Source organism: Microbispora triticiradicis, assembly GCF_005864065.1.
In the GTDB taxonomy this organism is placed as follows: domain Bacteria; phylum Actinomycetota; class Actinomycetes; order Streptosporangiales; family Streptosporangiaceae; genus Microbispora; species Microbispora triticiradicis.
Map to the genome: position 1 here is coordinate 234,645 of NZ_VANP01000009.1, position 14,134 is coordinate 248,778.

At 74.0% G+C, this 14,134-nt stretch carries 14 protein-coding genes; 4 read left to right on the forward strand and 10 right to left on the reverse strand.

All coding sequences use genetic code 11. The features are described from left to right. Positions 1-8 precede the first annotated feature (8 nt). Complete coding sequence (locus tag FED44_RS23680; protein ID WP_111697280.1) at positions 9-662, reverse strand: HNH endonuclease family protein; 654 nt, start codon at positions 660-662, stop codon at positions 9-11. Positions 663-936: 274 nt separating this feature from the next. Here FED44_RS23680 and FED44_RS23685 point away from each other — a divergent pair, with 274 nt between their 5' ends. Beyond that, complete coding sequence (locus tag FED44_RS23685; RefSeq protein WP_262367269.1) at positions 937-1,935, forward strand: helix-turn-helix domain-containing protein; 999 nt, start codon at positions 937-939, stop codon at positions 1,933-1,935. Positions 1,936-1,971: 36 nt separating this feature from the next. Here the strand turns inward: FED44_RS23685 and FED44_RS23690 are convergent, their stop codons facing one another. The 9 genes from FED44_RS23690 to FED44_RS23730 are packed head-to-tail and all read right to left on the reverse strand — an operon-like array spanning position 1,972 to position 11,581. Continuing rightward, positions 1,972-2,934, reverse strand: coding sequence for a UDP-glucuronic acid decarboxylase family protein (locus tag FED44_RS23690; RefSeq protein WP_111697278.1), 963 nt, complete (start codon positions 2,932-2,934; stop codon positions 1,972-1,974). Continuing rightward, positions 2,931-3,878, reverse strand: a complete 948-nt coding sequence (locus FED44_RS23695) for a glycosyltransferase family 9 protein (RefSeq protein ID WP_138462088.1) — start codon at positions 3,876-3,878, stop codon at positions 2,931-2,933. Before FED44_RS23695 ends, FED44_RS23690 begins: the two co-directional genes overlap by 4 nt. After that, a complete protein-coding gene (locus FED44_RS23700) occupies positions 3,869-4,549 on the reverse strand; it encodes an SDR family oxidoreductase (protein WP_111697276.1) in 681 nt (226 codons plus the stop codon). The genes FED44_RS23695 and FED44_RS23700 overlap by 10 nt, the downstream gene beginning before the upstream one ends. A gap of 43 nt (positions 4,550-4,592) precedes the next feature. Next, the gene (locus tag FED44_RS23705) at positions 4,593-5,975 is read right to left on the reverse strand and encodes a PfkB family carbohydrate kinase (protein ID WP_138462089.1); all 1,383 of its coding nucleotides are present in this window, start codon (positions 5,973-5,975) and stop codon (positions 4,593-4,595) included. Beyond that, positions 5,972-6,523: a D-sedoheptulose-7-phosphate isomerase gene (locus FED44_RS23710; protein WP_138462090.1), complete on the reverse strand. Its 552-nt coding sequence runs from the start codon at positions 6,521-6,523 to the stop codon at positions 5,972-5,974. Before FED44_RS23710 ends, FED44_RS23705 begins: the two co-directional genes overlap by 4 nt. A gap of 3 nt (positions 6,524-6,526) precedes the next feature. Continuing rightward, entirely contained in the window at positions 6,527-7,720 is a 1,194-nt protein-coding gene (locus FED44_RS23715; RefSeq protein ID WP_138462091.1) for a glycosyltransferase, read from the reverse strand. Then, entirely contained in the window at positions 7,717-8,832 is a 1,116-nt protein-coding gene (locus FED44_RS23720; RefSeq protein ID WP_138462092.1) for a glycosyltransferase family 9 protein, read from the reverse strand. Before FED44_RS23720 ends, FED44_RS23715 begins: the two co-directional genes overlap by 4 nt. After that, complete coding sequence (locus tag FED44_RS23725; protein ID WP_138462093.1) at positions 8,829-9,944, reverse strand: glycosyltransferase family 2 protein; 1,116 nt, start codon at positions 9,942-9,944, stop codon at positions 8,829-8,831. Before FED44_RS23725 ends, FED44_RS23720 begins: the two co-directional genes overlap by 4 nt. Continuing rightward, complete coding sequence (locus tag FED44_RS23730) at positions 9,941-11,581, reverse strand: carbamoyltransferase family protein (protein ID WP_138462094.1); 1,641 nt, start codon at positions 11,579-11,581, stop codon at positions 9,941-9,943. The genes FED44_RS23725 and FED44_RS23730 overlap by 4 nt, the downstream gene beginning before the upstream one ends. A gap of 228 nt (positions 11,582-11,809) precedes the next feature. On the opposite strand from FED44_RS23730, the gene FED44_RS23735 reads away from it, so the two are divergent. The 3 genes from FED44_RS23735 to FED44_RS23745 all read left to right on the forward strand — a co-directional run bounded on the left by FED44_RS23735 (position 11,810) and on the right by FED44_RS23745 (position 14,048). After that, positions 11,810-12,361: a D-glycero-alpha-D-manno-heptose-1,7-bisphosphate 7-phosphatase gene (locus FED44_RS23735; RefSeq protein WP_244302182.1), complete on the forward strand. Its 552-nt coding sequence runs from the start codon at positions 11,810-11,812 to the stop codon at positions 12,359-12,361. Positions 12,362-12,450: 89 nt separating this feature from the next. Beyond that, positions 12,451-13,404 (forward strand): glycosyltransferase, encoded by a 954-nt coding sequence (locus tag FED44_RS23740; protein ID WP_117410389.1) that lies wholly within the window; start codon positions 12,451-12,453, stop codon positions 13,402-13,404. 83 nt (positions 13,405-13,487) lie between these two features. Continuing rightward, positions 13,488-14,048 (forward strand): nuclear transport factor 2 family protein, encoded by a 561-nt coding sequence (locus tag FED44_RS23745; RefSeq protein ID WP_138462095.1) that lies wholly within the window; start codon positions 13,488-13,490, stop codon positions 14,046-14,048. Positions 14,049-14,134 lie beyond the last annotated feature (86 nt).

Here is a 14,134-nt window from a genome sequence, read left to right on the forward strand (position 1 = left end):
GGCGGCGGTCAGCGCCGGCAGGTGCGGAGCATGTTGAGCAGGGCCGTCCTCTCCTTCCCGGTCACGGAGAGCCGGTGGTGGTGCTTGACGGCGATCCACGCCGTGGCGTAGCGGCACCAGTGGCTCCGGCGCGGCGGACGCCAGCTCTGCGGGCCCCGGCCTCCCTTGGCCATGTTCACCGAATGGCTCACCACGACCAGCTCGGGCCGGGTGAGGTCGTTGGCGAAAGCCCGGCGACGCGCCTGGCTCCATCGGGCGGCGCCGGAGCGCCAGGCGTACGCCAGAGGCACCAGGTGGTCGACGTCGACCTGCTTGACGCTCTTCAGCACCCTGCCGTCGTACGGGCTGTACCAGGCGCCCTTGACGGGGCGGCAGTGCGCGTCCCTGCGCACCCCCCGCCCCTGGCGGGCGAGGACCACCTCCCGCGCGTCGCACGCTCCCTTGTGGTGCGCCCACCGGGGCTGGAACCGCCGATGACTGTATCCGCGGAGCGGCAGCGGCCTGGCGACCTTCAGCTGGGCCAGGAGGCGGCGGGCCGACGCCGCCGCGTGGGAGCTGCCCCCGGCTTCGGCCGTCGCCTGGGGAGCGGCGGCGACCGTGGTGATCGGGACGACCAGAAGGGTGAGTACGGCGGTGTTGAGCGCCCTCGCGGGAAAGATCATGCCTACAGCCTTACCAAACCCACGGGCGCGCCGAAACCCGAAGCGAGCCCGCGCCCCCGGGTCCGTACGCTCTGACGGCGGTCGCGCGATCGCACTCCAGGCGCTTCCACCTCGGCGGCCCCGGCCTTCGGCGCTTGTTCTCAGATCTGCACCACTAACGAATTTGGTGCACCCGGAAATTCGGTATGCGACGTCGGTATGCCGGAGATTGCGCAATTACGTCTTGACGATTTCTGTAAACTTGATGCCGATTTGTGTGCGTCGGGGGGTGCAGATGCAAGTTCTGGAGTGGAACACCAGGGACCTGGCCGCTCGGGACCGTTTTCCTTTCTGGCATCAGACGTTGTCGCAGACACTCGTGAGCACATGGCCGGCCTCGGACAGCCCCGCCGACTTCAACGCGTCGGCGCGGCTGTTCGACTTCGGCGCGGTCACGTTGTCGACGATGAGCCACAGCAGGCTGCAGGTGAGCCGGCCCGCGAAGCTCATCCGGCAGACGGATCCGGAGGTCTTCCAGCTCCACCTCGTTCTCGCCGGCGACGGTGCGATGACGCAGGCGGGCCGGGAGGCGCGCTTCGCGGTGAATCACCTTCTTCTCATCGACTCGTCCCAGCCGTGGCAGGGATGGCGAGGGGCCGGCCGTGGGCCGGCGGAATCTCTGATCGTCCAGTTCCCGAGATCCTCGCTGGGCCTTCGGTCCGACATGGTCGGGCGGCTCGTCGCGGCGCCGTTTCCCGCGCGCGCCGGGATCACCGGTGTCCTGGCCGCGCACCTGAGGCAGCTGACGGAGAACGCTGGCGACCTTACCCGCCAGGACGCGGAGGCGCTGGGCGCCGTCACCCTCGACCTGGTCGCGGCGGCCTGCGCGCACCGGTGCGAGGCCACCCGCGCGCTGGCGCCCGAGTCGCGGCACCAGGCTCTGCTGTCGCTGATCCACCATTTCATCCGGCAGCGGCTCGGTGATCCGGACCTGAACGCGGAGATGATCGCCGCGGCGCACGGGATCTCCGTACGGCACCTGTACAAGATCTTCCAGGAGCAGGGGCTGAGCGTGGCGGGCTGGATTCGCCGGTGCCGCCTTGAGGGGTGCCACCGCGATCTCGCCGACCCCCTGCTGCGAGCACGGCCCATCCAGACCATCGCCGCCCGCTGGGGTTTCAGCGACGCCGCGACCTTCAGCCGCAACTTCCGCGCCGCCTTCGGCATGTCCCCCCGTGATCACCGGCACCAGGCGGCGGACGACGCGTGGCGGGAGGGAACGGGCCTGGACTGAGGCCCCCGCTGGGGCGGGGGCCCGGGACGACGGCGATCAGGAGGCGACGGAGTACGGGGAGTTCAGCTCCTTCTCGAACCAGTCGATCGTGCGGCGCAGGCCGGTGACGGGGTCGACGCGGGGACGCCACCCGAGCCGCTCCTCGGCGAGCGAGGTGTCGGGGCGGCGTACGGCCGGGTCGTCCACCGGCCGGTCGATGAACCGGACCGGCGAGGAGGAGCCCGCGAGGTCCCGGATCGTCTCCGCCAGGTCCGACATCGACATCTCCGCCGGGTTGCCGATGTTCACCGGCCCGGCGAAGTCGCTCTCGGCGAGCGCGAGCACGCCGTCGACCGTGTCGTCCACGTAGCAGATCGACCTCGTCTGGCTGCCGTCGCCGGTCACGGTGATCGGCTCGCCCAGCAGCGCCTGCCGGATGAAGGTGGGAATCGCCCGGCCGTCATGCGGCCGCATCCGGGGGCCGTAGGTGTTGAAGATCCGCGCGATGGCGGTGTCGACGCCCCGCGAGTCGTGATAGGCCGTGGTCAGCGCCTCGGCGAAGCGTTTGGCCTCGTCGTACACGCTGCGCGGCCCGACCGGGTTGACGTTGCCCCAGTACGTCTCCTTCTGCGGGTGCTCCAGCGGGTCGCCGTACACCTCGCTCGTGGACGCGAGGACCAGCCGGGCGCTCTTCTCGGCGGCGAGCCCGAGCGCGTGCAGCGTGCCCATGCTGCCGACCTTCAGCGTCTCGATCGGATGACGCAGGTAGTCGGCGGGCGACGCCGCCGACGCGAAGTGGAGCACCAGGTCCACCTGGCCGGGCACGTGGACGAACCCGGTGAGGTCGCACTCCACCAGCCGGAACGCCGGGCGGCCGATCAGGTGCTCGACGTTGCGCGGAGACCCGGTGAGGAAGTTGTCCAGGCAGACGACCGCCGCGCCCTTCTCGATCAGGCGTTCGCACAGGTAGGAGCCGAGGAACCCGGCTCCTCCGGTGACCACGACACGGGATCCCTTCACCGCACCTCCACTCCTCGTGACCTTCTGACCGCGTCCAGCACCTCGGCCACTCCGATCTCCAGCAGGCCTTCCGACGGCGTGTCGCCGTGCGGGTCTCCCCGGCGTCCCGCCCACAGCGCGATGTGCGGGCGGCCCGGCGGCGGCCCCCACAGCGCGGGCGGGACCGGGCCGTACAGGATGACCGAGGGCGTGCCGACGGCGGTGGCCAGGTGTGACATGCCGGTGTCGCCGCACACCACCAGCGCCGCGTGCGCCGTGAGCGCGGCGAGCTCGGGCAGGTTCGTACGGCCGGCCAGCACCGACTCCTCCGGCAGCCCGGCGAGGGCCGCGACGTGCCGGGCGAGCGCGATCTCGGTCACCCCGCCCGTGACGACGACCCGGTGGCCCGTCCGGACGAGCTCGGCGGCCACCTGGGCGAAGCGGTCCGGCGGCCACTGCCGGGCCCGGAACGCCGCGCCCGGATGGATGACCACCTCGCCGCCGGGCAGCGGCCCCGGCCCCGGGTCGCCGAGCGCGAGGTCGTCGGGGTCGGCCGCGATGCCGTACCACTCCAGCAGTGAGCACCACCGCTGACGCTCGTGCGTCTCCGCGTTCCACTCCGGGCCGTCCGAGCCGGGGACGGCGGGGTGCGTGTGGGTGAGCAGGCGGCCCGGCCGCGTGCGGCGCAGCGCCTGGATGCTCTCCGGGCCGCTGCCGTGGAGGTTCACCGCGACGTCCGGCGACGCGTACGGCACCGGTCCCGGCCCGGACACGTCGATCAGTTCGTCGACGCCGCCGATCAGCGGGAGCAGCCCGCCGAGGTAGGCGGGGGTGGCGAGCACGAAGTGATGCCCGGGATGCGCCCGCCGCAGCGCCCGCAGCGCGGGCACCGAGGCCAGCAGGTCGCCGAGCCCCAGCCCGCGCAGGGCGAGCAGGACCGGTCTTCCGGGTTCCTCTAGGGCCATGACGTCTCCGTCGAGGCCGCCACGACCAGCTCCCTGACCTCGCAGCCCCGCGGCTGGCCGAGGGCGAACAGGATCGCCGACGCGACGTCCTCCGGCTGGTTCAGCCGAGCGTCTGGGCCGGGCTTGTACTGCTCGGGCCGGTCGTCGAAGAAGCGGGTGTGCATGCCGCCGGGGATCAGCAGGGTCACCCCGACCTGCCCGGCCAGCTCGGCCGCCAGGGCCCGGGTGAAGCCCACCACGCCGAACTTCGAGGCGCAGTAGGCCGTGGCGTCGCTGAGCGCCCGCACGCCGAGCGTGGAGGCGACGGTGACGACTCTGCCCCCGGACTCGCGCAGGAACGGCAGGGCCGCCCGGACCACCGCGGCGGTGCCGAGGAGGTTGACCCCGATCACCCGCTCCCACCTGTCGGCGGCCACGTCCTCCAGCCGTCCGCAGGCGTCGACGCCCGCCGCCGTGACCACGGCGTCGAGTCCGCCCGCCCGCTCGGCGAGCTCGCGTACGGCCCGCTCGGCCTGCTCCCGGTCGGCGAGGTCGGCGCGCACGTGGTCGAACCCGCCGTCCGGCTCGTTGAGGTCGACGACCAGCGGCCGGCCGCCCGCCTTGGCGACCGCCGCCGCGGTGGCCCGGCCGAGGCCGGACGCGCCACCGGTGATCAGTACGTTTCCCACCATTGGGTTTCCCTTTCGACTGGAGGACCGCTACCCGCGACGGAGGTCACGATGCGGCCCGGGCGGCGGCGATCAGGCCCGTGGTGGAATATCCGGGCACGGTCGGCAGGATGACGACCTCCCCACCGGCCCGGCGCACGGCCTCGGCCTCGGGCATCGACCGCTCGTCGTAGTCGCCCCCCTTCACCCACACGTCGGGGCACAGCCGCTCGATGACCTGGGACGGCGTGTCCTCGCCGAAGACCGTCACGGCGTCCACGAAGCCCAGCGCGCGCAGCACCTCGACGCGGTCGCGCTCGCTCACCAGCGGCCTGCTCGGGCCCTTGAGCCGCCGGATCGAGTCGTCGGAGTTGACGCAGACCACGAGGGCGTCGCCGAGCGCCCTGGCCCGCCGCAGCAGGCTCACGTGCCCGGCGTGCAGCAGGTCGAAGCATCCGCCGGTCGCGATGAGCCGGCCTCCGGAGGCCCGCACGGCGGCGGCCACCTCGAAGGCGGAGGCGCCGGGCGGGAACGGCACGGGCGCCTCGGCGGCCGGACGCGGCAGGCGGAGGGCGGCGGCCCCGCCGTCCGCCACGAACCTGGTGGCCTCGCCGACCGCGCGGGCGACGGCGTCCTCGGTGGACGCTCCGTCGGCCAGGGCGAGGGCCGCCGCCGCGGCGAAGCGGTCGCCGGCGCCGCAGGCGTCCGCGCCGACGGCGACGTGCGGGGCGGGGACCGGCCCGAACCTGCCGCCGCGACGGGCCAGCATCGCGCCGCGCTCACCGAGCGTGATCGCGACGGCCTCGGCGTCGAGATCGCGCACGAGCCTGCGGGCCGTGCGCTCCGGCGAGACGTACGGCTCGCCGCACATGCCCCGGGCCTCCGCCTCGCTGGGCGTGACGAGCGCGCAGCCCGGCACGGGCAGCGACCCGCGCGGGTGGGGGTCCCAGACGACCGGCACGTCGAGGCCGCGCAGCAACTCCCGGAGCAGGTCGGCCACGCCGCGCCCGTAGTCGGCCACCAGCACCGCGCCCGCCGAGGCGAGGGCGTCCGCGGCGCGGGCGAAGGCCGAGGCGGAGGCCACCTGGCCCGGCCGCCCCATGGCCCGGCCGTCTCCGGTGTCGATCCTGACCAGCGTCTGCCCCCGGGCCCGGACCCGGGTCTTGCGCACGGTCGTGCCGCGCAGCGGGAGCCGTACGATCTCGACCGTGGGCGACAGCAGGTCCTCCAGGCAGCGGCCCGAGGGGTCGTCGCCGACGGCGGTGACCAGCGTCACCTGTGTGCCGTCGCGGGCGGCGAGCAGCGCCGCGAGGCCGGCGCCGCCCGGCCGGTGGTGCTCCGCCTGCCCCTCGACCACGGGGACGGGCGCGTCGGGACACAGCCGGTCGGCCGTGCCCTCGACGTCGACGTCGAGCAGGGAGTCTCCGACGATGACGAGTGGTGCGCTCACGCGACGGCCTTCTCAATCACGTCACACAGCATGTGGATCACCGTGAGATGCACCTCCTGGATGGTCGCGGTGTCGTCGGCGGGCACCGTCAGGGCCTCGTCGCACAGGTCGGCCAGCGGGTTCGGCCCGGGACCGGTCAGCGCCCAGGTGGTCAGGCCGCACTCGCGGCCGGCCTCGGCCGCCTCGGTCACGTTGGCGCTCGTCCCGCTGGTGGACAGGCAGATCAGCACGTCGCCGGGGCGGCCGTGCGCCCGCACCTGCCGCGCGTACAGCTCCTTCAGGCCGAAGTCGTTGCCGATGGCGGTCAGCGACGAGGTGTCGCCGTGCAGCGGGATCGCCGCGTACGGCCTGCGGTTGGCGCGGTAGCGCCCGACCAGCTCGGCGGTCAGGTGCTGCGCCTCGGCGGCCGAGCCGCCGTTGCCGCACGCGAGCAGCCGTCCACCGCCGCTCAGCACGGCGGCGAGCTTGTAACCCCAGGCGTGGATCTTGGGTGTCTCCGGGTCGACCGCCGTCAGTGCGGTGCTCAGCCGGGCCAGGTGAGGATGCATCGCTCAGCCTCCCGCGGCGGCGAGGGCGCCGAGACGCCCGCCGGCCAGGTTTCGGTACACGGACTCGGTCTGCTCGGCGATCCTCCGCCAGCCGTAGCGGGCGCGCGCCCGCCGGGCCCCCGCGGCCGACAGCGCCGACCGCAGCTCGGGCCGGGCGAGCAGGTCGCCGAGCGCGCGGGACAGCGCGCGGGGCCGCCGGGGCGGCACGAGCACGCCGCACCCCGCGACGGTGTCGAGGTGGCCGCCGACCGCCGAGGCGATCACCGGCACCCCGCAGGCCAGGGCCTCCAGGGGCACCATGCCGAACGGCTCGTACCACGGGACGGTCACCAGCACGTCGGCGGAGCGCATGAGGGCGGGCACCTCGGCCCGGCCCACGCTGCCGATCAGCCGGACCCGGTCGCCGAGGCCGAGGCCGTCCGCCAGCGTGCGCAGCCGCGTGCCCTCCTCGTCGCCCGGGTCGCCGCCCGCGATGACGAGTTCGGCGCCGGGCACGTGCCGCAGGGCGCGGACGACGGTGTCCACCCCCTTGCGCGGCACCATGCGCCCGATGCTCAGCACCCGGGGCCGGTCGCCGCGCGGGGCGGCCGGGCCGCCGGGGTGGAACAGGCCGAGATCGACGCCGCACGGCACGACCGCGATCCGGTCGCGCGGCACGCCCAGCGCGACGAGTTCCCGCACCTCGTCGGAGCAGGTGGCGACCACCGCGACGGCCCGGCGGCCGATGTCGCGCTCGGCGGAGATCCGGGTCGCCGGGCTCGTGTCGGCCTCGCCCTGCCAGCGCCGCTTCACCGTGCCGAGCGCGTGGTAGGTCTGCACGACCGGGACGCCGAGCGGCTCGGCCGCCGTCAGGGTGGCCAGGCCGCTCATCCAGAAGTGGGCGTGCGCGACGTCGGGCCGCTCGGCCTTCCACCGGCGGGCGAGGTGCGCCCCGAACTCCGGCATGTGCGGTAGCAGCTCGTCCTTGGGCAGCGGCTCGGGCGGCCCGGCCGGCACGTGCTCGACGATGACGCCGGGCGCCATGGGCACGGTGTCCGGCTGCTCCGGGGAGGTGCGCCGCGTGTGCACGACGACCTCGTTGCCCCGCTCCGCCAGGGCCAGGGCCAGCGCCGCCACGTGCACGTTCTGCCCGCCGGCGTCCACGCCGCCGAGGGTCGCGAGCGGGCTCGCGTGCTCCGACACCAGGGCGATCCTCATGGCACCCCCTCCGTGACCGCATCACCGAGCTCCGTGACCGCCCCGCGGAGCGACGTGACCGCCTCGCCGAGCTCCGTGACCGCCCCGCGGAGCGACTCCTTCGCCGCGGCCAGGCCGTGGACGGCGTCCACGACCTGCGCACCGCTGACGGCGGACAGGCACGGATGGCCGGGGACGGGGCAGAGCCTCGCCCTGCTCCCCCTGCAGGGGGCGTCCTGGTCGCCGAGGAGCACCGAGGGCACGCCGTACGGCGCCCAGCGGGCGGCGGGCACGACCGGCGCGAACAGGCTGACCACCGGCGTGCCGACCGCCGCCGCGAGATGGGCGGGGCCGGTGTTGGCCGCCACGACCACCGACGCCCCGGCCAGCACGGCGGCCAGTTCGGCGAACGTGGTCGCCCCGCCGAGGTCCGCCGCGGGACCGGAGACGATCGCGGTCAGGGCCCGCTCCCCCGGGCTGCCGGTGACGACGACCCGCTCACCCGCGGCCAGCAGCGCCTCGACCGCCTCCGCCCAGCGCTCCACGGGCCACGCCCTGGCCTGCGCGGTCGTGCCGGGATGCACGACCACGTAGCCCGGCGGGCCGGTGAGGTGCGCCACGTCCGGCAGCGGCCCGCGTACGGCGAGCCGCCCGTCGTCGCCCGGCGGCAGGACGAAGCCGGCCGCGCGGACGAGGCCGAGCATCCGCTCCGGCTCGGGCACGTCCACGCTCTCGTCCACGACGTGACGCACGTCGAGCAGGGAGCCGGGGTAGTCCTCGCTGATCGCGGCGATGCGCGGCACCCCGGCGAGCCGCAGCAGCAGGGCCGTCGGCAGCGCCGACTGGTGGAAGGACGTGAAGATCACGGCCAGGTCGGGGCCGACGGCGCGCACCTGATCGACCAGGCGGGCCGCGTGCTCGGAGGTCACCGGCATCCGGTCGGGGTCGATCCAGGGGGCGCGCCACTCCAGCACGCGGCCGACGCCGGGCAGCAGTTCGGCCGCCGCCCTGCCGTACGGACCGGCGAGCATGACGACCTCCCGCGCCCCGGCGGCGACGGCGCGCACGGCGGGCCCCGCGAGCAGCACGTCTCCCGCGTTGTCGGGCCGCACCACCAGTGCGGTCCCGATCACGGACGCCTCCCCGTCCGCACCGCCAGCTCGCCCCTGAGCCGGTGGGCGCACGCGACCGGCGGGATCACCACGCTGGTCACGGCCATGCGCCAGATCTCCCCGGGCGTACGCGGCCCAGGGGCGATCCGCGCCCAGGCGAACTCTCCGGTGAGGCCGAGCCAGGCGAGCCCGGCGGCGCCCGCGGCGAGACGCGTCCGGCGGCCGGTCCGCACGCCGGCGGCGGCCAGCGCGAGCGCGAGCAGGCCCGCGCCGGTGGTGAGGGCGTGCCGCCTGAGCCTGCCCGGCCCGCCGATGAACAGACGCCAGTCGCGGCCGTACGCCTGGCGCATGATCGCGTCGGAGGCGTTGCCGCGCTGGAAGCGCACGCTGGACCAGAAGCCGTCGCCGCGCACCGGATGCCGGGTCAGGCGCTCCCCCTTCACCAGGCAGAATCCGGCCCGCTCCACGCGTATCGCGAGGTCGGCGTCCTCCCGGTACGCGCCGGGGAAGCGTTCGTCGAACCCGCCGGTCGCCTCCAGGGCGGTCCTGCGGTAGGCCATGTCGGCGGTGATCCAGTCGGCGTCGGCCAGGCCGGCCGTGTTGCGCTCGGCGTCGGTCGGGCGGCGGCCCTCGGCGGAGCCGGGCAGCGGCACCTCCAGCCGTCCCTGGCTGCCGCCCACGTGCGCGGGCAGGCGGGCGAGGTCGGCCGCCAGCGCCCGCGCCCAGCCGGGCCCCGGCACCACGTCGTCGTCCAGGAACGCCACCCACGGGGTCGTCGCCGCCCGCCAGCCCACGTTGCGGGCGGCGGCCGGGCCGCGCCCGCCCGACCTGAGCACTCGTACGCCGGCGGGGACCGGCAGAGCCTCGGCTTCCTCCCCCGGACGGTCGTCCACCACGATCACCTCGGGGCCGTCCCCCTCCTGGGGGCCGGCGGCTTCCCGGGGACTGATGGCGGCGAGCGTGGCGGCCAGGCTCGGCCGCCCGATCGTCGGGATGACGACGGTGACCGCCGGCCCCTGGGGGGTGGCGTCCGCGGGCGCGTTCCTCCGCTTCCGGCCGGTCTGCCGGGTCGCCTGCTGGGTCGCCTGCTGGGTCGCCTGCTGCGTCGTCTGCCGGGTCGTCTCCGATGTCATCCCGCGAACACCGCCCCCCTGCGCACGACGTACGGGCCGAGCACGAGCACGTCCACAGGCGCCGAGCCGAAGCACTCCAGCGCGTCGCGCGGGTCGTCCACCATCGGACGGCCCGCCGTGTTGAGGCTCGTGTTGACCACCACGGGAACCCCGGTGCGGGCCTCGAACTCCTCGAGTAACCGGGCGAGCAGCGGGTCGCGCCCGCGCTCGATCGTCTGGATGCGGGCCGTGCCGTCGACGTGGACGACGGCGGGGACGCGGTCGCGCCACTCGGGCTTCACGTCGTGGACGAACAGCATGTACGGGCTCGACATCGGACCCCTGCCGAAGATCGTGGAGGCGCGTTCCGCGAGGACCATCGGGGCGATGGGGCGGAACTGCTCGCGGCCCTTCACGTCGTTGAGCCGCTCGGTGTTGCGGGGATTGCCGGGGTTGGCGAGCAGGGAGCGGCGGCCGAGGGCGCGGGGGCCGTACTCCGCGCGGCCCTGGAACCAGGCCACCACGCGGTCGGCGGCCAGTTCGGCGGCGACGGCCGCGGCGAGGTCGGCGGGCCGCTCGTACGGCACCTTCGCCACGTCGAGCCAGGCGCCGAGCTCCTCGTCGGTCCAGCCGCGGCCGAGGTCGGCGCCGGGCATCGGGGCGACCCGGTCGCCGGAGGCATGCGCGAGGTGCAGCGCCCCGCCGAGCGCGGTGCCGGAGTCGCCCGCCGCCGGCTGCACCCAGACGTCCTCGAACGGGCCCTCGGCGAACAGCCGGGTGTTGGCCACGCAGTTCAGCGCCACTCCCCCGGCCATCGTCAGATAACGGGCGCCGGTCCGCTCGTGCAGCCACTTGGCGAGGTCGAGCAGCACCTCCTCCAGCCGCGTCTGCACGCTCGCCGCGAGGTCGGCGTGGTCGGAGGTCCACTTCTCGCCCTTGCCGAGGGCCTTGGCGTAGACGCTCCAGTCGATCGGCTCGACCCGGAAACCGCCGTCGCCCGTGGGGTGGACGAGCTCGCGCATCTCCCGCAGGAACCGCGGCTCGCCGTAGGAGGCGAGGGCCATCACCTTGTACTCGTCGCTCGACCGCAGGAAGCCGAGGTGCGCGGTGAGGTCCTCGTACATCAGTCCGAGGGAGTGCGGCAGGGCCTGGCTCGCCAGGACGGTGAGCTCGCCGTCCCGGTAGTGCCCGGCGAGGTGCGACACGGCCTCGCCCCGGCCGTCGCAGACCAGCACCGCCGACTCGCGGTACGGCGCGGCCAGCCCGGCCGACGCGGCGTGCGCGATGTGGTGGGGGACGAACCGCACCTGGGCGGAGTCCAGCCCCGGCAGGGCGGTCGCCAGGAAGTTGGGGGCCCGGCGCGCGTAGGTGGTGCGCATCTCCTCCCAGCGCGCGTCCTGTCCCTCCCCTCCGGGCAGCACCAGCTCCGGGTCGTAGGAGTAGGCGACGCCGTCGAGGTCCTCGGGTCGCAGGCCGGCCTGTTCCAGGCACCACGCCGCGGCCTGCTCGGGCAGTTCCCAGGCGGAGAACGGCACCGGCCGCTTGCCGTGCTTGCGCCGGCTGAAGCGCTCCTCCTCCGCTGCGGCGACCACCTCGCCATCGATCACCAAAGCGGCGGCTGGATCATGAAATATCGCATTTATCCCCAAGAACCGCATCGGTTTCCCTCCGTTGCGCAGTGCCGGTCTGGTTACCGAGAGAAGCGGCGCTAAACACTGCTTTGTAGAGAAGTCGACGTGAGTGGGGGAGGTGCTCAATAACCGCTACTCTGCGTAGCCAAAGGCCCTGACCTGGAGGTGGTCAGCACGCGGTCAGGGCGCGGTCACAGCGCGTTTGCTCCGATTTCCTCCGGGTAGCCCGGCGGGCGATTCCGCAGGAGGCCGCCCGTGACCCAGCCCGCTCACCAGCCCGCCGCGGTGCTCTTCGACCGTGACGGCACTCTCGTCCACGATGTTCCCTACAACAGCGATCCCGGCCGCGTGGCGCCGGTGGAGGGGGCGCGGGATGCGCTGGACCGGCTCCGCGCGGCCGGTGTCCCGATCGGTGTGGTCACCAACCAGTCGGGGGTGGCCAAGGGGCTGATCCCGCCGGAGGCCCTGCGGGCCGTGAACGACCGGGTGGAGGCCCTGCTGGGCCCGTTCGACGTGTGGGAGATCTGCGAGCACGACGACGGCGACCGCTGCGCCTGCCGCAAGCCCGCGCCCGGCCTCGTGCTGAGCGCCGCCCGCCGGCTCGGCGTCTCGCCCGTCGACTGCGTCGTGATCGGCGACATCGGCCGGGACGTGGAGGCGGCCCGCGCGGCGGGCGCGCGGGGCGTCCTCGTGCCGACCCCGGTGACGCTGCCGGAGGAGGTGGCCGCGGCCCTCGAGGTGGCGCCCGACCTCGCCGCGGCGATCGATCTGGTGCTGCCGAGGATTCCGCTCACGGCTGAGCCTTAAGCGGGTGCGGGCGGGGCAGAGGGGTGACGCGCCCGGCGGGGAGGCGCGGTGTTCCAGAGTCTGCAGAAGGACGGACGGGGAGCGACACGATGAAGATCATGGTCTGGCACGTCCACGGTTCGTGGACCACCTCCTTCGTGCACGGGGGGCACGAATACCTGGTGCCGCTCACGCCCGACCGCGGCCCGGACGGGCGGGGCCGGGCGGAGACCTATCCCTGGCCCGGCACCGTGCGGGAGGTGCCCCACGACCGGCTGGCCGCCGAGGACGTCGACCTGATCGTCTACCAGCGGCCGCACGAGATCGAGCTCGCCCGTGAGTGGCTGGGGCGTGACGTGCCGGGCGTCTACGTCGAGCACAACACCCCCGCGGGAGACGTGCCGAAGACCCGCCACCCGCTGGCGGACCGGGACGACATCCCCCTCGTCCACGTCACCCACTTCAACGACCTCTTCTGGGACTCCGGCCGCGCGCCGACCCACGTGATCGAGCACGGCGTGGTGGACCCCGGCCACCTCTACAGCGGTGAACTGCCCCGCGCGGGGGTGGTCGTCAACGAGCCGATCAGGCGCTGGCGGGTGGCGGGCACCGACCTGCTGCCCACCTTCGCCACGGGCGCCCCGATCGACGTGTTCGGCATGCAGGTGACGAACCTGCCCGCCAAGCTCGGCCTCGACGGGGCGATGGAGGCCTTCGAGGACCTGCCGCAGAGCGCCATGCACGCCGAGCTGGCCAGGCGCCGGGTCTACCTGCACCCCTACCGCTGGACCTCGCTCGGCCTGTCGCTGATCGAGGCAATGATGATCGGCATGCCGGTCGTCGCCCTCGCCACCACCGAGGCCGTCGAGGCGGTGCCGCCGGAGGCGGGGGTCGTCTCGACCAAGATCCCCACGCTGCTGCGGGCCCTCGACCGGTTCGCCAACGAACCGGAGCTCGCCGCCCAGGCCGGCAAGGCCGCCCGCTCGGCCGCGCTCGCCCGCTACAACCTCGACCGCTTCCTCGCCGACTGGGACCGCCTGCTCACCTCCATCGTCGCGAGTTGACATTCTTGGGCAAGGTCTTACTCCTCGATGAGACCGGCCGGTCTCACCACCGGAGTACGCTTCCGTGAGGGCGAGGGGGAGCCATGCCCGATCCTCGGGAGATCCATGACGCTTTCGCGGAGGCGCTCTGCACGCACGACAAGCGGCGCCTTCTGGACTGCTTCCACGCGGACGCCGTTCTCGTGACCCCCGTCGGCGTGGTGGAGGGGCACGAACAGATCGAGTGGTATTTCGGCCAGTTCTTCTCCACCGTGCCCGACCTGACGACCAGGGTCATCACGATCTCGGTCTGCGGTGACACCGTTTCCGTCGAATGGGTCACGTCGGGAACTCAGACGGGGGAAATGCTACTCCCGGACGGCACCGTGATCCCCGGCACCGGCCGCCCCGTCTTCTGGAGGGGTTGCGGAATGTGGTCGGTGGAAGACGGCAGGTTCGTCACCGGGCGCATCTACTACGACCAGTTGCGTGCTTACATGTCGCTGGGCTGCCGGCTCGTACAGAACAAGCCCCGCTCCGCGACCGCCGCCCCTGATCAGGAGGCCCGACCCGTGCCCGCCACCCATCCGAGCGGCCAGGAGACCCGGGCCGAGCCGCGCTCCAACTCCATCCGCCGGCTTCTCCGCGGGATCTTCGGCATGTGATCGTCCCTGCCACCCGACCCCGACGCCGAGCCCGACTCGCCCACGGCTGTCGTGCGACGCCTTGATTGTTTACCGAGAACGGGGCA